The 24,908-nt window shown below is 31.0% G+C and carries 17 protein-coding genes; 7 read left to right on the top strand and 10 right to left on the bottom strand.

Annotated elements, in window-relative coordinates:
• Positions 1-7: 7 nt before the first annotated feature.
• From IPH62_12895 to IPH62_12870, 6 genes are all read right to left on the bottom strand, one after another.
• Complete coding sequence (locus IPH62_12895; protein ID MBK7106172.1) at positions 8-2,026, bottom strand: family 20 glycosylhydrolase; 2,019 nt, start codon at positions 2,024-2,026, stop codon at positions 8-10.
• A gap of 32 nt (positions 2,027-2,058) precedes the next feature.
• Positions 2,059-3,165 carry a family 20 glycosylhydrolase gene (locus IPH62_12890; GenBank protein ID MBK7106171.1) on the bottom strand — a complete coding sequence of 369 codons (1,107 nt, stop codon included), beginning with the start codon at positions 3,163-3,165 and terminating at the stop codon, positions 2,059-2,061.
• A 20-nt stretch (positions 3,166-3,185) separates the two neighbouring features.
• Complete coding sequence (locus IPH62_12885; protein ID MBK7106170.1) at positions 3,186-5,594, bottom strand: N,N'-diacetylchitobiose phosphorylase; 2,409 nt, start codon at positions 5,592-5,594, stop codon at positions 3,186-3,188.
• 222 nt (positions 5,595-5,816) lie between these two features.
• Positions 5,817-7,205 carry an NAD(P)(+) transhydrogenase (Re/Si-specific) subunit beta gene (locus IPH62_12880; protein ID MBK7106169.1) on the bottom strand — a complete coding sequence of 463 codons (1,389 nt, stop codon included), beginning with the start codon at positions 7,203-7,205 and terminating at the stop codon, positions 5,817-5,819.
• Positions 7,206-7,212: 7 nt separating this feature from the next.
• Complete coding sequence (locus IPH62_12875; GenBank protein ID MBK7106168.1) at positions 7,213-7,497, bottom strand: NAD(P) transhydrogenase subunit alpha; 285 nt, start codon at positions 7,495-7,497, stop codon at positions 7,213-7,215.
• Between the two features lie 17 nt (positions 7,498-7,514).
• A complete protein-coding gene (locus IPH62_12870; GenBank protein MBK7106167.1) occupies positions 7,515-8,651 on the bottom strand; it encodes a Re/Si-specific NAD(P)(+) transhydrogenase subunit alpha in 1,137 nt (378 codons plus the stop codon).
• Positions 8,652-8,845: 194 nt separating this feature from the next.
• Here IPH62_12870 and IPH62_12865 point away from each other — a divergent pair, with 194 nt between their 5' ends.
• Complete coding sequence (locus tag IPH62_12865; protein ID MBK7106166.1) at positions 8,846-9,694, top strand: sulfide/dihydroorotate dehydrogenase-like FAD/NAD-binding protein; 849 nt, start codon at positions 8,846-8,848, stop codon at positions 9,692-9,694.
• A 15-nt stretch (positions 9,695-9,709) separates the two neighbouring features.
• The gene (gene gltA / locus IPH62_12860) at positions 9,710-11,209 is read left to right on the top strand and encodes an NADPH-dependent glutamate synthase (GenBank protein MBK7106165.1); all 1,500 of its coding nucleotides are present in this window, start codon (positions 9,710-9,712) and stop codon (positions 11,207-11,209) included.
• On the opposite strand, the gene IPH62_12855 is transcribed toward gltA, so the two are convergent.
• Complete coding sequence (locus IPH62_12855; protein ID MBK7106164.1) at positions 11,201-14,845, bottom strand: alpha-amylase; 3,645 nt, start codon at positions 14,843-14,845, stop codon at positions 11,201-11,203. The two genes, gltA and IPH62_12855, sit on opposite strands and share 9 nt — an antisense overlap.
• A gap of 220 nt (positions 14,846-15,065) precedes the next feature.
• On the opposite strand from IPH62_12855, the gene mutS reads away from it, so the two are divergent.
• From mutS to IPH62_12830, 5 genes are read left to right on the top strand one after another with little or no spacing between them, the layout of a single operon-like run.
• Positions 15,066-17,657, top strand: a complete 2,592-nt coding sequence (mutS, locus tag IPH62_12850; GenBank protein MBK7106163.1) for a DNA mismatch repair protein MutS — start codon at positions 15,066-15,068, stop codon at positions 17,655-17,657.
• Positions 17,657-18,274 carry a DUF1684 domain-containing protein gene (locus tag IPH62_12845; GenBank protein ID MBK7106162.1) on the top strand — a complete coding sequence of 206 codons (618 nt, stop codon included), beginning with the start codon at positions 17,657-17,659 and terminating at the stop codon, positions 18,272-18,274. The genes mutS and IPH62_12845 overlap by 1 nt, the downstream gene beginning before the upstream one ends.
• 21 nt (positions 18,275-18,295) lie before the next feature.
• Positions 18,296-19,309 (top strand): 3-deoxy-7-phosphoheptulonate synthase, encoded by a 1,014-nt coding sequence (gene aroF / locus IPH62_12840; protein MBK7106161.1) that lies wholly within the window; start codon positions 18,296-18,298, stop codon positions 19,307-19,309.
• A 26-nt stretch (positions 19,310-19,335) separates the two neighbouring features.
• A complete protein-coding gene (locus IPH62_12835; GenBank protein ID MBK7106160.1) occupies positions 19,336-20,424 on the top strand; it encodes a prephenate dehydrogenase/arogenate dehydrogenase family protein in 1,089 nt (362 codons plus the stop codon).
• 42 nt (positions 20,425-20,466) lie between these two features.
• Entirely contained in the window at positions 20,467-21,150 is a 684-nt protein-coding gene (locus IPH62_12830; protein MBK7106159.1) for an SGNH/GDSL hydrolase family protein, read from the top strand.
• Between the two features lie 8 nt (positions 21,151-21,158).
• Here the strand turns inward: IPH62_12830 and IPH62_12825 are convergent, their stop codons facing one another.
• The 3 genes from IPH62_12825 to IPH62_12815 form a co-directional block, all read right to left on the bottom strand.
• A complete protein-coding gene (locus tag IPH62_12825; GenBank protein ID MBK7106158.1) occupies positions 21,159-22,709 on the bottom strand; it encodes an FAD-binding protein in 1,551 nt (516 codons plus the stop codon).
• A gap of 177 nt (positions 22,710-22,886) precedes the next feature.
• Entirely contained in the window at positions 22,887-23,678 is a 792-nt protein-coding gene (locus IPH62_12820) for an SDR family oxidoreductase (GenBank protein MBK7106157.1), read from the bottom strand.
• Positions 23,679-23,690: 12 nt separating this feature from the next.
• Positions 23,691-24,893 carry an acetate kinase gene (locus IPH62_12815; protein MBK7106156.1) on the bottom strand — a complete coding sequence of 401 codons (1,203 nt, stop codon included), beginning with the start codon at positions 24,891-24,893 and terminating at the stop codon, positions 23,691-23,693.
• Positions 24,894-24,908 lie beyond the last annotated feature (15 nt).

Genomic DNA, 24,908 nt, shown 5'->3' with positions numbered 1-24,908 from the left:
TCTCAATTTATTCTTTAACAATATTTAATAAATTTTCTATTGAATTTACAATCATTAACTCGGTTTGTGCAACTGGTAACTTTACTTTTTGTATGAATTCAAAAATTGAATTAAATAATTCATTATTCATTTTCTTTTTTGTTGATGATAATTCTAAAACTTCCAAACCTATTTTTGATAATTTACAAAGATTTTCCGACATTGGAATTATCTCAAACAATATTGGAGATTTTTTTGCCGTTTCTAAAAATTCCGTGTGATTATTTTTCCAAAAATTTAATTGTTGAATAATTTTATTTTTCAATTCTAGATTATTTTTTTCAGATAAATAATTTTCGACAAGTTGATTAAATTCTCTTGCAGCCTTTGCATCTGCCGTTGCCGCATCAATCACTCTTGTTAACGGTGTTTGCTGAGTTTGTTCACGCAAATTATTTCTTTGATAAAATTTAACTGGTTCAATTACAGAGATTAAATTTCTTAATGATTCGGTTTCATTATTATTTGTAAGTCGCCTCAACATTCTTTCAAAATTTTTAATATGTTGCAAATCATGCTCTTCCAACAAATAACTAATATATTCAAGTCGCTTATACATATTTTCAACATCATTAATATTTTGCGGCGACCAAAACCTTTCGGCAATAGCTGCAGTTCTCGGCCAAATTCTAGAATCAATTGTTTCTGCTGAAATCATTTCTGCCCACATTGTTGCTTCACCGCCGAGAATAAATTTTTTCTGTTCTTCAGTTAAATTTGCATCTGCGGGAATTGGATCATTCAAATAATGAAAATCCGTCGGCTGAATTAAATCAATGTAATAATCATTTGACAGAAATGTTTGATATCCTTTTTTTGCAGATTCAATTAAAGCTTCTTTCCCCCGCCATGATTGTATTACAATATTATTTGGCATTGATGGATGAAAAATTTCATCCCAGCCGACTAATTTTTTCCCATATTTTGTTAAGATTTTCAAAAGTTTGTTATTGAAATATCCTTGCAAAGAACTGTTATCTGGAATGTTATTTTCTTTCATGAATTTTTGAATATCCAAATTTGCATTCCATTGATTTCCATTATTCTCATCGCCGCCAATATGAAAATATTCATCAACAAAAAGTTCACTCATTTCTTTGAATAATTTATCTAAGAAATCATAAGTTTTATCCAAAGTTGGATTAAGAGTTGGGTCCATCACTCCCCATTTTCTTTCAATTTTATAATTAAAAGGTAAGCTTGCTAACTCCGGATAAGCCGTTAACAATGCTGTTGAGTGACCCGGTACGTCAAATTCCGGCATAACTCTAATTCCCAAATTATTTGCATAATTAAGAATTTCTTTAATTTGTTCATGTGTATAAAAATTTCCGTCTGAACCAAGTTCTGTTAACTTTGGAAAAGTTTTACTTTCAACTCTAAATCCTTGATCATCGGAAAGATGAAAATGCATAACATTTAATTTAATTGCAGCCATTCCGTCTAAATTTCTTTTCAAAACTTCAATAGGAATAAAATGTCGGCTAACATCAATCAACAATCCGCGCCAAGGAAATCTTGGTGAGTCAATAATTTTACAAGTGGGAAAATAATACCCATTTTCATCAATTTGTAAAAGCTGAAGAAGTGTTTCAATTCCTCTAATTGCACCAATATCAGTATTGGCTTTGAGGTGAATTTTTATATCAGAAATATTTAATTCATATGATTCATCTTCATTCAATTTTACCAAACCAATTCGTTGAATATCAATTATTGCATTTGGATTTTTACTCTCATTTACAAAAGGATTATTGAGAAATAGTCCGGTTCGATTTGCCAATCTCATTAAAAATTTATTTGAATATATTTTCAATCGTTCAGAATTTTGAGAAACTTCTAAATTAAAATTTTCATCAACCTTAAATTTTCCATCGAGAAGATTTACACTTTTGGGATACGGCATTAGTTTAAGTTCTTTTATTTCAATTGCAGAAACTGAGTTTACAAAAAGCAATAGCAGTATATAAATTATTTGTTTCTTCATTTTTTACTCATGCAATACAGTTGAAAAATTAGTTACTTGTTATTAAGGAAAAATGGCTGACCAACTTTTAATCCTTCTACCATTGGCGGATAAGCTAACAATTCATCACCTTTTGCCGAAGACCAAAGCGTAAATAAATGTCCTAACATTTTTGGATTTTCCAAAGTTAAACTATAATACATTAAGTCTTTCATTGTTTCAACTCGGCGCCAGCTTGTCGGTAAAACTCTAAATCCCTTTTCAATAAACATCGGGATTGATAAATATTCAGTTGCATTTAAATTTTTGTAATCATTAAAATCTTCATAATGCCAATCGCAAATAATTATATCTTTCGGAATCACATCAATCGCATTACTCGTTTCATTTGCTGAAGATTCCCATTCGCCGTAATTAATTTTGTTTGCATCAATTAATCTATCGCCCCACATAAGCATTTCTAAACCTTTTTCTTTCACAATATAATTATGTAAATCATTCACAGCTTTTGCAAAAAGTTTTGCGGGATCTTTTCCTTTTGTTGATGGCGAAAATTCCGAACCTAAAAGAAATACTTCATCCATACCAACGTGCATTGCCTTTGCATCAAATGCATCAATTATTTCATCCAGCAAAGCAAAAACAATTTCATAAACTTTTGGATTTTCAACATCCCATTCTCTACAGTATAAACCTTTATTATTTGGAAATGCATTTGGAGTTAAATCAAACTCCGGATAAACTTCCAACAATTTATAAGTTTCTTCAGCCCATGATTGATGACCCACACATTGAAATTGTGGAATTATTTCAATTCCATTTTCTCTGCAAACTTTTGTAAAATTTTTTGCGCCTTCTTTTGTAATAACGCTATCGGTTTGTCTTAATTCGGAATGTGATTGAAAATAAAAGTTATAATCAATTTCAAAAATAATTTTATTAATTCCCATTGATGTAAGTTTAGGAATATTTTTCGATAAAGCTTCTAACTGTTTATCACTATTATAATGTAAAAGATGTACTGCGCGCCAATCTAATTTTGAGTTTTCACCAAGCTCATTCCATCTGTTTGGGTTATTGTAATCAATTTGTTTTATTGTTGAACATGATTGTAATGCCATAAAAATAATCAACGTAAATGTTATAAATATTTTTTTCATTGAAAAAGAATCCGAATTTTTTAGAAATTATTTTGCATAACAACTTCAACATTTACATTTTCACCTTTAGGAAAAATAGGAATAATTCCATCAATTATTTTTCCATTAACTTTTATTGTTTTAACACCTTTTTCAACTCCATTTGGATTTTGAACTTTGATAATATAAACTGCTCCGCGCCATTCTCGTCTTACTTCAAACTCTTTCCAATCAGACGGAATACACGGATCAATTTTCAATCCTTTATAAGTTGGCTGAATTCCTAAAATATGTTTTGTTGCCGCTGTATAAAACCAAGATGCAGTTCCGGTAAGCCATGGATGACGTGCTCGCCCATGTGCAGTATGATCTTTTCCCATAATAAACTGGCAATATGAATAGGGTTCGGATTGTCTAATTTCAATAATATCATTTTGATTATATGGAAGAATTGCATCGTAATATTTCATTGCGCGATTTCCGTTTCCCAATTTACATTCCGCAATTACTGCCCATGGATTTGGGTGACTGAAAATTGCAGCGTTTTCTTTTATACCTTTGTAAACTCTAGTAACATAACCAATTTCATCATTTGGTTTTCCATAAGCCGGCCATAGCAGATGAAGTCCGTATTTTGAATACAAATATTTATCAACAGCATTCATTGCTTTTTCTGCTCTTTCGTCTTTTGCAACTCCGGACATAACTGCCCAAGATTGTGCATTTAAAAATACTTTTCCTTCTTCAGCTTCATTTGATCCAATTTTCTTTCCGGATTTTGTAAATCCTCGAATGTACCATTCACCATCCCAGAGTTCATTTTCGCACGACTGTTTTACTTTTTCTGCCATCTCCAAATATTTTCGAACATCTTCATTTTTATCAAGAATTTTTGCCGATTCTATAAAAATATTTATTGCCCAATAATGCATAAATGAAACCATTGAGCTTTCGCCACCGCCAAGATTTAAGCAATCGTTCCAATCAGCACGCAAGCCTTGACAAATTCCATTATTGCCGACATACTTTGCAGAGAAATCTAAAATTTTTGTGAGATGTTCATAAACTGTTCCTTCACCTCCGTTTGCATAACGAACAACGTTATCAAAAAATTCTAATTCACCGCTTTCTACAATCCATTCACAAATTGAAGCAACAAGCCAGATTGCATCATCCGAACAAACATCTTCCATTCCATGCACAATATCTTCTGGATTTTTTGTCGGAACAACTGTTGGGAGTTTTACTCCCGGTAATTTATTTTCTTTTGGTTTGAAAACATCGGGATCAAAAAGATGAAGTCCATATCCGTAACTTGTATGACCTTGAAGCAGTTCGATAATTCTTTGTTTAGTCTTTTCCGGATTTGTATGAACAACTCCCATAATATCTTGAGAAGTATCGCGATATCCCAAACCAACTCTTCCGCCGGTTTCAACGAATGATGCAAATCTCGACCAAATTACACAAACCTCGGCTTGGTAAAGTGTCCAAATATTTATCATTGTATTCAAACCTTCATTTGGAGTTTTGCATATAAATTTTGAAGTTTTCGCTTCCCAATAATTTTTTAATCGATTAAATTCATTATCAACATTTTTTAAATCAGAATATTTAGATTTTATTTCTCTTCCTTTTTCTTCGCGTGAACCAACTCCAAGCATAAAAATTAATCTGGTTTCTTCTCCGCTTTGTAATTCTAATTTTTTATGCAAAGTTCCGCAATGGTTTCCACCCAATTCAGTACTGTTTGAACATTTCCCTTTTTCAACTGCAATTGGATCTGACTCCGATCTGTAACTTCCGATAAAAGAATCCCTCACGCAGTCAAAACTATCCGGATTAAAATTTGATGCAAAGAAATGAAATGTCCATGGTTCATAGAAAAAATCATACTCAATAATTTCATCTTTATAATTAGAACCGCTTGCATACAAACTCATTTGAAAATTCTGATTATCAATTTCAACATGGTGGAAAGAAAATTCCACATAAGAAAAAACGCTAAGCTTTCTTGCTCTTCCAGAATTATTTTTAATTTTAACATCCCATAATTCTACATCATCATCTATAGGAATAAATAAAATTTGCTCCGCATTTATATCATTATAATCACATTGAAATTTTGAATAAGACATTCCATGCCGACAAGTATATTTTGCTTCTGTAAAATCTTTGCCAACCGGCTGCCAAGAGATCGACCAATATTCTCCGGTCTCATCGTCACGTATATAAACATAATGTCCGGGGCGATCAAGCGGAACCCCATTTGGGCGAAATCTTGTAACTCTATGATGCTCTGTTGATTTATAAAAAGAATACCCGCCAGCGTTATGTGATATTACTGTGCAAAGATCTTTAACACCCAAATAATTTGTCCATGAAACCGGAACGTCCGGTTTTTCAATTACATATTCTTTATTATCATTATCAAAAAATCCGTACTTCATTGAATTCCTTTTTATAATTCATATTTAAATGCTGATTAAAAAAATAATTAAAGAATGGAATTATATTAAACATCCATAAAAACTTACAATAGGCTATTATGATTTTATTATTGAAATATGACAAAATGGTATTAAAGATTTTTAAAAAAATTTTTTGTCTTAAATTTTTGAGTTATGTTATAAATTATAATAAATGGCTAAATAATTTTTTATGGTTTCTTCTTATAATTCCTTTATTTCATTTACTAATTTACTGATGGCTTCTTTTGCGCTTCCAAAAAACATTAATGTGTTTGGATAGAAAAATAATTCATTTTGAATCCCTGCATAACCAGCATTCATCGATCTTTTATTTACAATTACTGTTTTTGCGTAATCAACATTTAAAATTGGCATTCCAAATATTGGAGAATTTTTATCATTCCGTGCAGCTGGATTTACAACATCATTTGCACCAACAATTAACGCTACATCAACATTTGGGAAATCATCATTTATATCTTCTAATGCAAAGAGTTTATCATAAGAAACTTGAGCTTCAGCCAATAAAACATTCATATGTCCAGGCATTCTCCCTGCAACTGGATGTATTGCAAATCTTACATTTATTCCTTTTTTCTCCAGAATGTTAGTTAAATCTCTAACAGCATGCTGAGCTTGAGCTACCGCCATTCCATAACCCGGAACAATAACAACATTTTGCACAGAATCTAACATCATAGCTAATTCCTCAGCATCAATTGATTTTGCTTCTCCTTGCGAACCACTCGAAGATGCACCACCACTTCCTGCATCTGCCCAGCCGCCAAGAACTACATTCATAAGCGATCGATTCATTCCTTTACACATAATGATTGTTAAAATAATTCCAGAAGCCCCGACTAAAGCACCGGCGATTATTAACATATTATTTTGAAGTACAAATCCCGTCATTGATGCAGCTAATCCTGAATAAGAATTTAATAATGAAACAGCAACCGGCATATCAGCTCCGCCAATTGGTAAAACCAGAAGTACTCCAAGCACCAAAGAAATTATTCCAATAATAAGTAACAACAGAATTGTTGTGGAGGGGTTCATTACAACGAGAATTCCTAAAACTATTACTGCAAGTAATAACAAAATATTTATAGAATTTTGGAGCGGAAATTTTATGACTTTACCAGATATTATTTCCTGCAACTTACCAAAAGCAACTAAAGAACCCGTAAATGTAACACCGCCAATTAAAATTGATAAAACAATTGTACTTCCAATTGCAATATCAATTCCATCACTACTTTTAAGAAGATGATAGAATTCTGCATAACCTACTAACATTGAAGCTCCACCGCCAAATCCGTTTAGCAATCCCACCATTTGCGGCATGCCCGTCATCGGAACTTTATATGCCATTAAAGCTCCTATTGCTGAACCAATAATTATTCCGATTAGTATATATTCAAATGTTAAAACTCTTTGATCAAAAAGTGTTATTACAATTGCGAGAAACATTCCTAAAGCTGAGAGAAAATTTCCTTGTCGTGCAGTTTTTGGTGAACCAAGTTGTTTTATGCCAAAGATAAATAGAACTGATGCAATTAAGTAAATTACGTATGATAAAACTTCCATTAATTCCTCACTTTTTCTTAAACATTTTTAACATTCTATCTGTAACTAAATATCCGCCAACAACATTTATTGTTGCAAAAATTACTGCTATCATTCCTAAAATTGTGCTTAAACCAAATTCATTAAATCCAGCACTCAAAAGTGCACCAACAATTGTAATTCCAGAGATTGCATTTGATCCGGACATTAACGGTGTGTGCAAAGTTGGCGGAACTTTTGTAATTAGTTCAAATCCAATAAAAATGGCTAATACAAAAACGTATATCAACATTAATAATTCATGAATTTCCATGTGCTATTCCAAATTAGTTATAATAAATTTTTTGTTCTTTCATGTACAACTTGATTGTTGTAAGTAATTAGTGAGCCTTTTACAATTTCGTCATCTAGATTTAATTCTATTTTCCCATCTTTTGAAATATGTTCTAAAAGTGCTAATAAATTTTTACTATAAACTTCACTTGCGTTGGTTGCAACTAAACTTGGCAAATTTGGTTCGCCAATTATTGTAACTCCATATTTTTTTACAGTTTTTCCTTTTTCGCTAATTTCACAATTACCGCCAAATTCAACTGCCATATCAAGCACAACCGAACCGGGACGCATACTTTTTATCATTTCTTCCGTAACTAATATTGGCGACTTCTTGCCCGGCACCAATGCTGTTGTAATTACAATATCTGCATTTGTAACATGTTTAAAAATAAGCTCTTTTTGTTTTTTTAAAAACTCTTCAGAAGCTTCTTTTGCATACCCTCCGGAATCTTGCATATTTTCATCTGTATCAACTTCAATAAATCTTCCGCCTAAAGATTGTACTTCTTCTTTCACAGATGGCCGAATATCCGAAACTTCAACAATTGCTCCTAATCTTTTGGCTGTTCCAAGAGCTTGTAAACCGGCAACTCCAGCTCCCATAATTACAACTTTTGCTGGTTGAATTGTTCCTGCTGCTGTCATCATTAATGGAAAAATCTTTCCGAGTGAATTTGCTGCCATTAGAACTGATTTATATCCTGCAATATTTGCTTGTGAACTTAATGCATCCATTTTTTGTGCGAGTGTTGTCCTTGGAATTGCATCCATAGAAATAACATTTATTCCCTTTTCAGCACAAGTTTTTGCTAAATCTGAATAATGAAGCGAATACATTAAAGTGATTAAATAACTTCCACTTTTGATAAATTCTGTTTCATGTTTGCCGGATGGATGTTCAGTTGGTCTTTGTACTTTCAAAATAATATCAGTATTGTAAAGTTCATCTAAAGAACTTATAATTTCTGCACCGGCTTCAATATACTTTTCATTTGTAAAACCTGCAGAAATTCCAGCATCTTTCTCAACTTTTACTGCAAATCCTTTTTTTATCAATTTTGCTGCTACATCCGGAACTATTGCAACTCTATTTTCACCTGGTAAAATTTCTTTAGGAATAGAAATAACCACTTTTTTCTCCTTATATAAATAAGATATAAACGTAAACTTAAAATAACTGATTGTTTTATAAATTCAAATGTTGATAAAAGTTTTTACTAAACAATGTATCATCAAATACGAAAATATTATAATATTTTCTTTATATTTTAGATGCGAATATCTTTTTATAACCTAAAGTAATATTTAAATTAATTGAGACATATATGGCAAAAATTTTGCATAAAGAAAAACTTTCTGAAAATGTATATAAGATGAAATTAGAAGCTAAACTTATTGCTGAAGAAAGAAAAGCGGGACAATTTATAATTCTTCAAATTGATGAAGATTTTGGTGAAAGAATTCCTTTAACAATTGCAGATGCAAATGTTAATGAAGGATCAATTACAATAATTTTTCAAGTAGTGGGATTGACAACCGATGAATTATCAAAATTAAATGTTGGAGATGATATTCCGGTTCTTGTTGGACCTTTAGGAACTCCAACTCACATAAAAAAACACGGAACAGTTGTTTGCGTTGGCGGCGGAATTGGTGTTGCACCGCTTCATCCAATTGCAGAAGCTCTGAAAGCTGCTGGAAATACAGTTATAATAATAATTGGCGCAAGAAATAAAGAGCTAATTATTATGGAAGATGAAATGAAAAAAATTGCCGATGAATTAATTGTCTGTACCGATGATGGAAGTTATGGAAGAAAATCTTTAGTTACACAGCCATTAAAAGAAATTTGCGAAAGAAATGAAAAACCCGATTTTGTAATTGCAATTGGTCCGCCAATTATGATGAAATTTTGCGCAGAAACTACCAGACCATATAATGTTTATACAGAAGTTTCGTTAAATACAATTATGGTTGATGGAACCGGAATGTGCGGCGGATGTAGAGTGAATGTCGGTGGCGAAGTTAAATTTGTTTGTGTTGATGGACCTGAATTTGACGGGCATAAAGTTGATTTCGATAATATGATGGCAAGACTAAACTCTTACAAAGAAATTGAGCATGATAAACACTCATGCTATTTAGATTCAATGATTCAAGAAAAAAGTTTATAATTGGAGCAATTAAAAATGAGTTATCAATCACCGGATATATTAAGTGCAAATGCAAAAAAAATTCTAAATGATTATATAAATAATGTCGATAGTCTTAAAGCTAAAGATAGATTAAAAATTCCACCACAAGAAATGCCGGCACAAGATCCAATTATTCGTGGTCAAAATCTGGAAGAAGTTGCAATCGGTTATACAATGGAAGAAGCGCGTGTTGAAGCTTTACGCTGTTTAGAATGTGTAAAACAAACTTGTATAGATGGTTGTCCGGTAAAAATTGATATTCCAAGATTTATAAAACATATCGCATATGGTGAATTTCAGCAATCGGTTAATGTTATAAAAGAAGCAAGTTTACTTCCGGCAATTTGCGGAAGAGTTTGTCCGCAAGAATCTCAATGCCAAGAAAATTGTAAAGTTGGAATTGCGATGAAGGATGTTGATAAATCAGTGGCAATTGGAAGACTTGAAAGATTTGTTGCCGATTGGGAACGCGAACAAGGCACTGTAAAAATTCCTCATGTAAAGTCTGAGACTGGTAAAAAAGTTGCAATTGTTGGAAGCGGTCCGGCTGGATTAGTTGTTGCAGCTGATGTAAGACGCGAAGGTCATGAAGTTACAATATTTGAAGCGTTTCACAAATTGGGCGGAGTAATGCGCTACGGAATTCCCGAATTCCGTTTGCCAAATAGTATTGTTGATGAAGAAATTGAAACTCTTATAAAAATGGGAGTGAAAATTCAAAAAAATTATGTAGTTGGAAGAACAAGAAAATTGACTGATCTAATTGATAAAGATGGTTTTGATGCAGTATTTGTAGGCACCGGTGCCGGTCTTCCATTATTTATGGGAATCGAAGGTGAAAATTTAGTGGGAGTTTTCTCAGCTAATGAATATTTAACACGCGCAAACTTAATGCGCGCTTTTGATAAAAAAGGTGCCGATACACCAATTTATCCATCGAAAATTGTTGCTGTTCTTGGCGGAGGAAATGTTGCTATGGATTCTGCAAGAATGGCTTTACGATTAGGAGCAGAAAAAGTTTATGTAATTTACAGAAGAACCGAAGTAGAAATGCCTGCAAGAAAAGAAGAAGTTCTTCATGCTAAAGAAGAAGGAATTGAATTTCACTTTTTGCAAAATGCAAAGAAAATTTTGGGTGATGAAAAAGGTAAAGTTAAAGGAATGGAATGTCTGCGTTATGAATTAGGTGAACCGGATAGTTCCGGAAGAAGACGACCAGTTGTTGTTGAAGGAAGTGAATTTACAATTGAACTTGATACCGTAATTGTTGCTATTGGAAATGGAAGTAATCCGTTAATTCATCAAACAACTCCAGAATTGCAAACAAATAAATGGGGAAATATTATTGTTGATAAAAATCAAAAATCATCAATGGATAAAGTATTTGCCGGCGGCGATATTGTGCTTGGTGCAGCAACTGTAATTCTTGCAATGGGTGAAGGAAGAAAAGCAGCTGCAGCAATTAATGAAATGCTTGCACAAAAATTAGCTTGATAATTTATTTTTATTATCAAAATTTTTTAATAAATCTGTAAAAACAAATTTGGATTCAATAGCTAAATTATTTAGGTGATTTTCAATATTTATTAATTTTCTAATAATGCTTAAGACTTTTGATTTACTTGAGCTAATTTGTAAAGTTATATTATTTGAATATATTTTATACGCTGCAAATAATTGAAAAAGATTAATTAAACTTTCAAACCTTTCTTTGCTGAAATATTTTACTTTTTCATATTCATTTACATCAATGTAGGATTGCGTAAATTCATTTTCAAAAAATTCTTCAATAAATTTTACTTCACTATTTTTTATCAAATCAAACAATTTAATTTTACTTCTCAATTTCATGAATTGTTCAAAATTTATTTGAAAACTATCTATTTTTTCTTTCTGATTTATCAATAAATTCAGAAGAATAACATTTCTTGTTGCTTCAAACTCATTATTACTAAATTGCTCAAAGACATTTTGAACTGTTTTTGTAACTCTTAAATTTTTAGGAAATGATTTTGCAATATTTTCGTTATAAATAATTTCTTTTGTGCAATTTATAACTTCATTAATAATGAGTATAACAAAATTGATTTTCTTCTTATCGGAAAATATTTCATTAATTCTTAAATCCGATTTAGTTTTTTTTACTTTTTTAATTTTAGTTATTTCGGTTAATTCAATAAAATTTCTTAAACTATGATGAAAATTAGTTTTCATCAAATCATAATTTATATCAACATTAAAATGATTCTTAAATTGTATAACAAAATTTGAATAATCCTCTTCAATTTTTTTAACAACTCCATTTATCTCTTCTTTTTCTACAAATTGTGTAAATGCCAACTCACAAAATTTATTTATGTTTTCTTCATTGAATATTTGTTTGAATGAATTTTGGATTGGAATTAATTTATGTTCTTCCAATTGTTCTTTAACATTGGAAATTTCTTTACCAAAATTTTCTTTATAAAAATTATATACAAATTCAGATTGGTCATAAATTTCTTCAATGTTCAGAAAAACTCTGTACTCAAATCCTTTTAAATTCAGAAATAATCCGTTATCGCAAATATCTTTTCCATTAAATAAATATTCTGTTTGATGTGTATTGTCTTTAAATATATAAAAGTGGAATTGGCTATTCTGAATTTTAAATTGATCCGAAATTTTAATATTTGTTAAATATTTATTTGCACTGTTATTTTTTAATTTTTGACGCGAAAAATTAATATATCCAGAAGTTGGATGAAATTTATTATTGTAAATTACCAATGCCTTTTCATTATTATGCGAATTACTATATGCAAAAACATTTTCATTCAAATTATTATTGTTATCAATAAAATCAAAGAACCAAAAATTATCAACTTCGGCAAACAAATATCTTTTTCCAAGAATAGGAAAAACTTCCCGTTCGTGTCTTTCAACAAGCCAATGTTGTGGAGTTTCATTGTAATAAGCCCGTTGATATTCCATGCCATATTTTTCCGTATAGCCTTCAATTTGTCCGTGAGCCAGCATTGGTAAGCCCGGCAAAGTACACATCATAATTAACACACCAAAATATTTATCGTCTGTTCCAAATTGATTTATAGCTGTTTCTTCATCCGGATTGCTCATAAAATTCACATAACGTTTTAAAATTTCCGGTTCAAACTCCAAAGTATTTGTAATTAATTCTCTATACTTTGAATTTTCTTCTTTCATCATCATATGCATAAAAGCGCTATTGTAAACTCTGTGCATTCCTAAAGTTCTTACAAAATATCCTTCCATTAACCAAAAAGCTTCCGCAAGTAAAAGTGTTTCCGGCATTTCATCATTTATGCGATCGACAACTTCGCGCCAAAATTCTTTCGGGAAAAATTCGTCAAATTCTTCTCTGGTCAATGCAAAATCTGCACGCGAAGGAATGTCTCCTCCTTTCCCCGGTTCCGGATACCACAATCTTGAAAAATGTTTTTTTGCCAAAGTCATTGCTGCATCAAATCTAATTACAGAAAATTTTCTTGCAACATCAAATATCTTTTGGATTACCGCTTCTCTAACTTCAGCTTTCAGCATATTAAGTTGAGCTGTGTCATTCCACGGCATATTCGTTCCGTCATTGCCGTGATAAATATATTTTACATCGCCATTACGCAAATCTTTTCTCTGAAAAACTACGGCAGCATCTTTCATCTGCCAATATTGATCTTCGAGACGTAATTCAATTTCTGAATTTTCCGATAAATTTGTTCCGGTAAAAGAATAATTCGGAAACGGCGGATAATCCAATTGTACAAAATATTCCGGATGTTCAATTATCCATTTAGAAAAAATTCCGGTATGATTTGGGACCATATCGCTGGCAAGTCTAATTCCAACTGATTTTGCATTATTATTAAAAACTCTATACGCTTCTTCTCCTCCAAGATTATGTGCAATTTCATAATCGTAAAGTGAATATGCGGAAGCAACTGCATCAAGATTTCCCATTAAATGTTTTATTCTTTTTGATGCATGACTTCTTTCCCAAACGCCAATTAGCCAAAGTGAATTTATATTCCATTTTTTTAAAAGTGCTAATTCTTCAATTGGAATTTTATCTAATGTTCTAATTTCTCTTTGATATTTTTTTGAGAGCTGATCTAACCACACATAAATATTTTTTGCAATTAAAACTAATTTCGGCATCCAGTTTGTGTCTGGTGTAAATTGTTCAAATTCTTCATAGTCTTTTGAAGCATCTTCAGCATATTTAAATTTTGATTTTCCTAAAACAAAACTTTCGGCACTTATTGATTTTCCTTTATATTGCGGAACAATTGTTGGAGCTCCGCCACCACCGACGAAACCACCATCAAAATGTTGATTAAATTTTATACTTTCGATATATAAATCTTTTCCACTTTCAATTTTTCTCATCAATTCAACATCAATCGAAATTCCCCATTCATTTTTAATAAATTCGAGTTGATCCCAAATACTATCCGAATGTTTTTGAAAAGGCATTTTAAGAAATGTAAACAAATCAATATTCTTAACTCCAATTTTAAGTTCTTCTTTCTTAAAGAAATTTTCCAATCTGAATATTGTTGATTTGTAATTTACTTTTTCAGAAATATATTCTTCGCTGAATAATTCCTTAAGTTTATTGAAAGCCGGATTTAAATTTGCAATGTGTAGAAGAATTAATTCTTCAGTTAAAATTTCTCTGTTCTGAATATTTTCCGTAAACTGATTTAAATATTCTTTCGGACTAACTTCATTTTTAAAAACTTTTTGAGGTGGAAAAATATTTATAAAATTGAGAAGTAATTTATCAAAATTTTTATCGCCCAAATTATCTTTAACACTTTTTATTGCATCTGAAAACGCATTTGGAAAATTTTCCTTAAAATATTTTTTTATTGCAAAGTGAAAAATTTCGTCAAGCAAACCCGCAGCATTAACTTCGCCCGGAGATAAGTGTTCATAAATATTTCGCTTGGAATTAATTTTTTGAGTAAAAACTCTAACTTGATAAAAATTTGCAAAAATTACATTTCCGGTAATTGAAAAAAATAATTCGTCTAATTCATATTTTTCACGTAAATGTTTTGCAACGTGGAATTCATAAGTCAACAGATCCAAACAAGATGAGTTTTTCATGTATTTACCAAAAATTGAAAGGAATTTTTATTTTGCTAAAATATAAATAAATAAAATCTTTTCTACAGTTTTAATATTCAACAATTCTCAAAAATATTCCAAGTTAAATTAATTCACAAAGTAATATATTCCCCAAAATTGATAAATAATTGTTATTAAGGTATATTTTAGTTTTAGATTACTATAACTAAATTGCAGTGAAATGACAGCTACACCATTAATGGCTCAATATCATAAAATTAAAAATCAGTATCCCGATACACTTTTGTTATTTAGGGTTGGTGATTTTTTTGAAACTTTTGAGGAAGATGCAAAAACAGCTTCAAAGGTTTTAGGAATTACTTTAACTAAAAGAGCAAATGGTAAAGCCGGTGAAGTTCCTTTAGCAGGATTTCCTCATCACGCAATTGATACTTATTTACCCAAATTAGTTAAAGCCGGATTAAGAGTTGCGGTTTGCGAACAAACGGAAAATCCAAAATTTGCAAAAGGAATTGTTAAACGTGAAGTTGTTGAAGTTGTAACTCCCGGAGTAGTTTTTTCCGATAAACTTTTAGAACATAAAAAAAATAATTATTTAGCTTCAATTTTTCTTGGTGATAATTTTGCGGGAATTTCATTTAGCGATATTTCCACCGGAGAATTTTTCACTTTTGAAACTCAAATTTTAAAAGTCGGTGAACAAATAGAAACTATTCAGCCATCAGAAATTATTGTTGCTAAAAAGCAATTTACTGAAATAACCGAAATTATTAATCAAGCAAAATATAATTGTAAAGTTACACGAATTGACGATTGGGTTTTTACTTCGGATTATTCAAATGATTTGCTGAAAGAACAATTTAAAACTCAAACTCTAAAAGGTTTTGGGATTGAAAATCTAACTTCGGGAATTATTTCTGCCGGATCAATTCTATATTATCTTAAGGATACACAAAAATCAAATCTCGGTCATTTAACAAAAATTTCTTTATACAATTCTTCGGAATTTATGTATTTGGATTTATCGACAAAAAGAAATTTGGAAATTCTTTACACAATGCAGGATGGACAAAGAGAAGGTTCGCTAATTTCTGTACTTGATAAAACAAAAACTGCAATGGGCGCAAGACTTTTAAAGAAATGGATTAACGCGCCATTGCGAAATAAAGAACAAATTGATAAACGTTTGGAATGCGTTGAGGATTTTCATAAAAATAAAAGTTTACGAAAAAATCTTCAAAATGAATTTAGAGAAATTGGCGATCTTGAAAGATTAATTTCCAAAGTCTGCACAAATCGAGCAAATCCTCGTGAATTGGTTTTTCTAAAAAATTCCATAAAAAAAATTCCTATTCTAAAACAATTACTTGATCAATCAAATTCTGAAATTATTGGAATAATAAATTCCAAACTTTTTGATTTAAATGAAGTTTTTGAAAAAGTTGAGTTAGCAATTGTTGATGATCCGCCTATTTCAATTACGGATGGCGGAATTATTCGTAATGGATTTAATGAAGAATTAGACGAACTGCGTGATCTTTCGTTAAATGCAAAAAGTTGGATTGCAAATCTTCAAAAAACAGAAAGAGAAAGAAGTAATATTTCTTCGTTAAAAGTTAGCTACAATAAAGTTTTTGGATATTACATTGAAATAAGTAATGCAAATAAAAATAAAGTTCCCGATAATTATATACGTAAGCAAACTTTAGTAAACGGAGAAAGATTTATAACTCCGGAATTGAAAGAATATGAAGATAAAATTTTAAATGCGGAAGAAAATATCGGTAATTTGGAATATCAACTTTTTAATGAAATTAGATTAGCAGTCGCAAACGAAGCGGAGAAAATTCAGAAAAATGCTCAGTTAATTGGAATGCTTGATTGTTATTTATCTTTTGCAGAATGCGCCGATGAATACAATTATGTAAAACCGGAAATTTCAAACGATGAAGAAATTTTAATTACAAACGGAAGACATCCGGTTGTTGAAAGAATTTTACCAGCCGGAGAAAAATTTACACCGAATGATTATAATCTAAATAATTCCGAAACTCAAATTATAATTTTAACCGGTCCAAATATGGCGGGAAAATCTGTATATCTTCGTCAAATTGGATTAATAGTTTTGCTTGCACAAATTGGTTCTTTTGTTCCGGCAGAAAAAGCAAAAATTGGAATTGTAGATAGAATTTATACGCGTGTTGGCGCAAGCGATAATATTTCCGCAGGAGAAAGTACATTCCTTGTTGAAATGCAGGAAGCTGCAAATATTTTAAACAATGCAACAAATAAAAGTTTAATTTTGCTTGATGAAATCGGTCGCGGAACAAGTACTTTTGACGGACTTTCAATTGCTTGGGCAATTACGGAATTTCTTCATGAAAATCCGAACGTGAATGCAAAAACATTATTTGCTACTCATTATCATGAATTGAACGAAATGGCTGAAATTTTTCCAAGGATAAAAAATTTCAAAGTTGAAGTTAGAGAATATGACGACAAAGTAATTTTTCTGCACAAAGTTTCATCCGGCGGAGCTGATCATAGTTATGGAATTCAAGTAGCACAAATGGCGGGATTGCCGGATTTTGTTACAAAACGTGCAAAACAAATTTTAATAAATTTGGAAGATAAAGAATTGACTCCTTACGAAGTCAAAAAACAAAAAATTCAAAAATTCAAACAAAATGAATTTCAGATAAATCTTTTTGAAATGAAAGATGAAGAATTGAGAAATGAAATTGCGGGAATTTCGTTGGATGAAATGACTCCGCTTGAAGCTCTGAACAGATTAAATGAATTAAAGAAAAAAGTAAATAAGGAATCTTAATGAAAAAAAAACTGATATTATTTTCAACATCGCTAATTTTATTATTTTTAATAAGTTGTAATAATTATACTCCGGAAGAAAAAGCATATATTAAATCAGTTGAAGAAAAAAGAGAAGTAATAGATGAATGGATGAAAGACGATCCAAATTCACCATTTAATTATAAGGGTAAAATTGAATTCAGCGGATTAAATTATTTTGATGTAGATCCATCATTTGTTTTTAAAAGTAAAATAATTGAATATGATGAAAAAGTTGATGTTCCCGTTTTTGGCACTAAGGGAGAGGAAAGAGCAGCACTTAGATTTGGTTATCTAAATTTTAATAAAGATGGTAAAGAATATAAATTAAATCTTTATGCAAATATGGGACAAGACAGTTCCGTATATTACAGCATTTGGTTCACTGATAAAACTACAGCTAAACAAACATACGGAGTGGGACGATATTTATCATTTGAACTTGATCCAAACAAAGATCATATTTACACTATTGATTTTAATTTGGCATTTAATCCATATTGTGCATATAGTGCTGATTATTCTTGTGCAATTCCAACGCAAGATGATTATTTGGATTTGAAAGTAACAGCCGGCGAAAAAACATATCATGACTAAACATAAAAAGGATAAATAAAGATGGTAGTAATTTTAGAAAATAATGCAACCGAAGAACAAATAAAAAATATAAAAAAACATCTTGAAGATTTCGGATTTCAAATACATGAATCTGCAGGAGTACAAAGAACAATTCTAGGAGCAATTGGAGTAAAACCCGGATTTGATACAAGAATAATTCGAATTCTTGAAGGTGTCGCCGATGTTTACAGAATAACATCTCCATTTAAATTAGCAAGCAGAAATTTTAAGGAAGAAAAGACTGTCCTTAAAATTAAAGATGTGGAAATCGGCGGAAATAAAATAGCAGTAATGGCCGGACCTTGCTCGGTTGAAAGTGAAGAACAGATTTTTAAACTTGCTGAAGTAGTTGCCAGATCAGGATCAAAAATATTAAGAGGCGGCGCTTTTAAACCACGATCTTCACCTTATTCATTTCAAGGAATGGGCGAAGAAGGTTTAAAATTAATGAGACAAGCCGCTGATAAATATGGATTGTTAGTAATCACAGAAGTTATGCAAATTGATCATATTGATTTAATTGCAAAGTACACTGATATTTTTCAATTAGGTGCAAGAAATATGCAAAACTTTTCATTGCTTAAAGAATTATCCCAAAGTACAGTTCCGGTAATGGTTAAACGCGGATTGGCTGCAACAATTGAAGAATGGTTAATGTCGGCAGAATATATTTTAGCGGGCGGAAATAAAAATGTAATCCTTTGCGAAAGAGGAATTAGAACATTTGAAACTTATACAAGAAACACATTTGATTTATCAGCAATTCCAATTGTTCATAAAAAAAGTCATTTACCGGTTGTTGCAGATCCATCACACGCAACTGGATTAAGAGATCAAGTTCCGCCAATGGCAAGAGCCGCAGTTGCTGCCGGAGCGGATGCGTTAATGATTGAAATACATCATGATCCGGAAAATGCTTTATCTGATGGACCGCAAGCATTATTACCGGATACATTTATTGGACTTATGGATGAGCTTCGTGCAATTGCAAATGCTATTGGAAAAACTATTTAATCATTTTTAATATTCATTTACCTTGAATGACAAAAATTATTGAGAATGTTTCAATTATTGGATTAGGATTAATTGGCGGTTCTATTGCAAAAGCGTTAAAAAATAGTGACCGCAATTTTTTTATTTCCGCTTTCGATGAACCTAAAATTTTAGAGAAAGCTTTAAATCAAAAAGTAATTGATGAAATACTTTTCAATGCAAATGAGTCAGTAAATTCTGATTTAATTTTTCTTTGCCTTCCTTTAGAAAACAATTTAAAATTCTTCAAAGAATTTGCTCCAATCTTAAATGAAAATACAATTCTTACCGATGTTTCCGGAGTAAAATATATTTTTCAAAAAGAATGGGAAAAATTAAAAAGCAAAGGAATTTATATTGGCGGACATCCAATGACAGGAAAAGAAGTTGCCGGCTTTGATAATTCCGATCCTCTACTTTTTGAGAATACGGTTTATATTGTTACCGAAGATTTAAATGCCGACAAAATACTTCAAGACTTTAAAAATATCATTGAATTATTAGGATCTCATATTCTTCACATTCCGGCAAAGCAACATGATGTTATTGCAGCAAGTGTAAGCCATTTGCCGCAATTACTTTCCGTAGCTTTGGTAAATTCTGCAAGTTTAAAAACTGATGACTATAACTTTCTAGATTTAGCAGCCGGCGGTTTTAGAGATATGACCCGCATTGCATCAAGCGATTTTAATATTTGGGAATCTGTAATTGTTAAAAATAAAAATCAAATTCTTAATGCAATTGAGGGGTTTGAATATGAACTTAAAAAAGTAAAAAGTTGGATCAACAATGATGATTTAAAATCCATTGAAAAATATTTTAATTCTGCAAGACAGCATCGTGATGAAATTCCAAAAAATAGCAAAGGTTTTCTTACTCCAATTTATGATATTTTTATTTTCGTTAAAGATGAGCCCGGCGTAATTAGTAAAATTTCAACAAAACTTTATAAGAATAATATTAATATTAAGGATATTGAACTTTTGAAAATCCGTGAAGGTAACGGCGGAACATTTAGAATTTCATTTGAATCAAAAGAAGTTGCTGAGCATGCAAAAAAAATAATTGGCAAACTTGGTTTTAAGTTTCGGGAATAATTTTTACAAACTAATATTCTAAAAAATTGTCAGAGGTTAAAAATGTTTATCACAAAAATTGTATTAAAAACAATTATAGTATTTTTAATTATGAATGAAATATTACTTTCGCAAGATTGGGCAAATTTAAACAGATTTAAAAATGAAAATGATTCTGTAAATATCAACCTCGATGAAGACCGAATAGTATTTATGGGGAACTCAATTACGCAAGGCTGGATTGAGCAACGACCGGAATTTTTTGACGGCAAGCCATTTATAAATAGAGGAATCAGCGGACAAACTACACCGCAAATGTTATTGCGATTTCGACAAGACGTAATAAATTTAAAACCAAAAGTTGTTGTAATTTTAGCTGGAACAAATGATATTGCCGGAAATACAGGACCATCAACATTAGAAATGATTTTGGATAATTTAAAATCGATGTCAGAAATTGCAAAAGCGAATGGAATTAAAGTTATTCTATCATCGGTTGTTCCGGCATTTGATTATCCATGGAAATCCGGAATGTATCCCAATGAAAAAATTCCGCAATTAAATAAAATGATAAAAAAATATTGCGATGAAAATGATGTAATTTATTTAGATTATTTTTCTGCTATGACTGATGAAAGAAATGGTTTACCAGAAAAATTTTCTGCTGATGGAGTTCACCCAAATGCAGATGGATATAAAATTATGGAGCCATTAGTTGAAGCAGCAATAAAAAAAGCATTGGAATAAATTAGCTTTTAGCAAATAAATTTTACTGATTTCTCAGCGCATCTTTCTCCATCAATTGCGGCGGAAACAATTCCGCCGGCATAACCAGCACCTTCTCCGGCTGGGAATAATCCCTCAACATCAATGTGCATAAGTGTTTCTTTATCTCTTGGAATTCTAATTGGCGAACTTGTTCTTGATTCAACTGCTAATATTTGAGCTTCTTCGGTAAAATAACCTTTCATTTTTTTGTTGAATTCAAATAAGGATTTTTTAAGACTTTCCGAAATTTGCTTTGAAAAAAGTTCATTTAAATTTGCTGATATTAATCCCGGGATATATGATGATTTTAATAAATTTTGCGAAATTTTATTCTTCACGAAATCTGTAACTCTTTGTGCCGGTGCTGTTTGATTGGCACCTCCAATCTTAAAAGCTAATTCTTCAATTTCTTTTTGAAATTCTAATCCGGAAAATTCTTTAAAATGATTTAAATGTTTCCAATCTTTTTCATTTACTTCAACAACCAAACCGCTATTTGCAAATGGAGAATTCCGTTTCGAAACCGACATTCCATTTAAAACTAATTCACCTTGATTTGTTGAAGCGGGAATTATTATTCCGCCCGGACACATGCAAAACGAATAAACTCCCTTATCATTAATTTGACAAGCTAAACTGTAATTTGCTGCTGGTAAATTCTCATGACGAATTTTTGAATGATATTGAATTGAGTCAATCAGCGCTTGCGGATGCTCAATTCTAACACCAATTGCAAAAGGTTTTGATTCTAATTTTAAATTATTTTTCTTAAACATTTCATAAATATCTCGTGCTGAATGTCCGGTTGAAACAATTACAGAATCAGCGAAATATTCCTCAGAATTATTTACAATTACACCTTTAATTTTTTTTTCAGAAATAATAAAATCTGTAACTCTGGAATTAAAGTGTATTTCCCCATTACACTTTAAAATTGTTTCTCTAATATTTTGAATGATTTTGGGAAGTTTATTTGATCCAATATGCGGATGAGCATCAATTGCAATTTCCGGATTGGCACCATGATAAATTAATAAATCTAAAATTCTGCTAACATTTCCTCTTTTATTTGATCGAGTGTAAAGTTTGCCATCGCTGTATGTTCCCGCACCGCCTTCACCAAAACAATAATTTGAATTAGGATTAACAATTCCATTTTGCATAATTGATTTAAGATCAAACCTACGATCTCTGACATTTTTTCCACGCTCAAAAATAATTGGTTTAATTCCCAATTCAATTAATTTTAATGCTGCAAAAAGTCCAGCTGGACCGCTTCCAATTATTATAACTTTTTTATTCTCTTTTACCGGATTAAAATTAAAATTTGATTGAATTTCTTTTGGTGATTCATTAACAAAAACATTTACTTTAAGAAAAAAAATTGGTTTACGCCTTGAATCTATTGACCTTTTTAAAATTACAACATTATTTATTTCACTAAAATTAAGATTGAGTTTTTCTGCGGAAAGGTTTTTAATAAAATCGTAATCGTTTATAAAATCCGGTGGGATGGAAATATCTATTTCTTTTATCATTTGTATCCTCTACTTATGAGGAAAGTTTATTTTATTTTTTTTTGCATTTATTCTTAATCTTTATCTTTTTCTTACTCATTAAAAAAGATTAAGATTAGGAGTATGATTAAGAAAAAACATTAGAATTTTAAATTATTAAAAAAGATTCACATCAACAGAAATGAAAAAAACAAAAAATTAATATGTTGATTTGTTAAATCCGCCATCAACAACTATGGTTTGTCCGTTTATATATCCGCCAATTTCCGAAGCTAAATAAATAACTGATGAAGCTATTTCTTCCGGTTTTGCCAATCTTCTTAAAGGAATTTCGTTTGCCATTTTAGCAAGCATTTCTTCTTTAGAAATATTTGCTTCCTTTGCTTTAACTTTTGCAAGTTCTTCAAGTCTGCCGGTTAATGTTAAACCCGGAGCTACATTATTTATGGTAATATTATATTGTCCAACTTGATTTGATAAAGTTTTTGCAAAAGCTGTAACTGCACTTCTGAATGCATTGGAAAGTAATAGATTATCTATCGGTTGTTTTACAGAAATCGAAGTTATATTAATTATTCTTCCCCATTTTTTTTCTTTCATTTTTGGAAGAACTAATTTTGTAAATCTTACTGCACTTTTCAAAACTTGATCAAATGCAAAATTCCAATTTTCTTCCGAAAGATTTTCAAAATAACCTGGAATTGGTCCGCCGCAATTATTTACTAAAATATCAATACTTCCTAATTTACTTTCAACAAAAGAAACGGTTTTTTCTATTTCATGTAAATTATTTATATCACACTTATAGAATAAAATTTCTTTGTTAAATTTTTCTCTAATTTCATTTGCGGTTTTTTCAAGCTTATCAATATTACTTGAACAAATTACAACTTTCGAATTTTCTAATAAAAATAATTCTGCAATAGCTCTGCCAATGCCAGTACTTGCCGCAGTAACTAATACAATTTTATTTCCTAATTGAAGATCCAAATTTATAATTCCTTAAAGATTTCCCTTAACAATTTGTTCGGTATCCATTGCAATAACCAATTCTTCGTTTGTAGGAATTCTTAAAACTTTAGTCTTTGTATTTTGCATCGTAATTATTGCTTCACCTTTTACGTTATTATTTAATTCATCATCTAATTCAATTCCTAAAAATTCTAAATCGTGACAAACATCTTTTCTAACTTTTACAGAATTTTCTCCAATTCCACCGGTAAAAACTAAAGCATCTAATCCGCCCATTGCTGCTGCGTAAGCACCAACATATTTTTTAATTCTATAAGTAAAAACATCAAATGCGTAAGTAGCTTTTTTATCACCTTCGGCAACTGCTTGTTCAATTTCGCGCATATCACTGCTTTCACCGCTAATTCCAACTAAACCGCTATGTTTGTTTAACATTGTGTTTGCTTCTGAAATGGTTAATTCTTCCTTTCCCATAATGTAAGTAATTATTGAAGGATCCAAATCGCCGCTTCTTGTTCCCATTAATAAACCTTCTAAAGGTGTAAATCCCATTGAAGTATCAATTGATTTTCCATTTTTTATTGCTGCCATGCTTGCACCGTTTCCAAGATGCGCTGTAATAATTTTTAATTCCTCATAAGGTTTTCCTAAAATTTCTGCAGCTCTTAAAGAAACATATCTATGCGAAGTTCCGTGAAAACCGTATCTTCTAATTTTATATCTTTTATAAAGTTTAAATGGAATTCCATATAAATAAGCGTGCGGCGGCATTGACATATGAAACGCAGTATCAAAAATTCCGCATTGAGGAATATTTGGTAAATGTTCTTTTGCCGCTGCAATTCCTTTTAAATTCGGCGGATTGTGAAGCGGTGCCAATTCAATATTTTCACGCAAAGCTTTTAAAACATCATCCGTTATTAAAACCGATCCGCTGAAATCTTCACCGCCGTGAACAACTCTATGACCAACCGCATCAATTTCGTCTCTGCTTGAAATAACACCGTGATTTGGACTTAACAAAACTGCAATCACATATTCCATTGCAATTGAATGATCCAAAATTTCACCGACAATTCTAATTTTCTCTTTCCCTTTTGGTTCATGAGTCAACACAGCACTGCTCATTCCAATTCTTTCAATCATTCCTTTTGCAAGCGCATCTTTGGTATTTGTTTCAATCAATTGATATTTGATTGAAGAACTTCCGCAATTTAATACTAATATTTTCAACTAAAATTTCCTTAA

The sequence above is a fragment of the Ignavibacteriota bacterium genome (assembly GCA_016708125.1).
Classification (GTDB): domain Bacteria; phylum Bacteroidota; class Ignavibacteria; order Ignavibacteriales; family Melioribacteraceae.
This window is presented reverse-complemented; position numbering and strand designations above follow the sequence as displayed.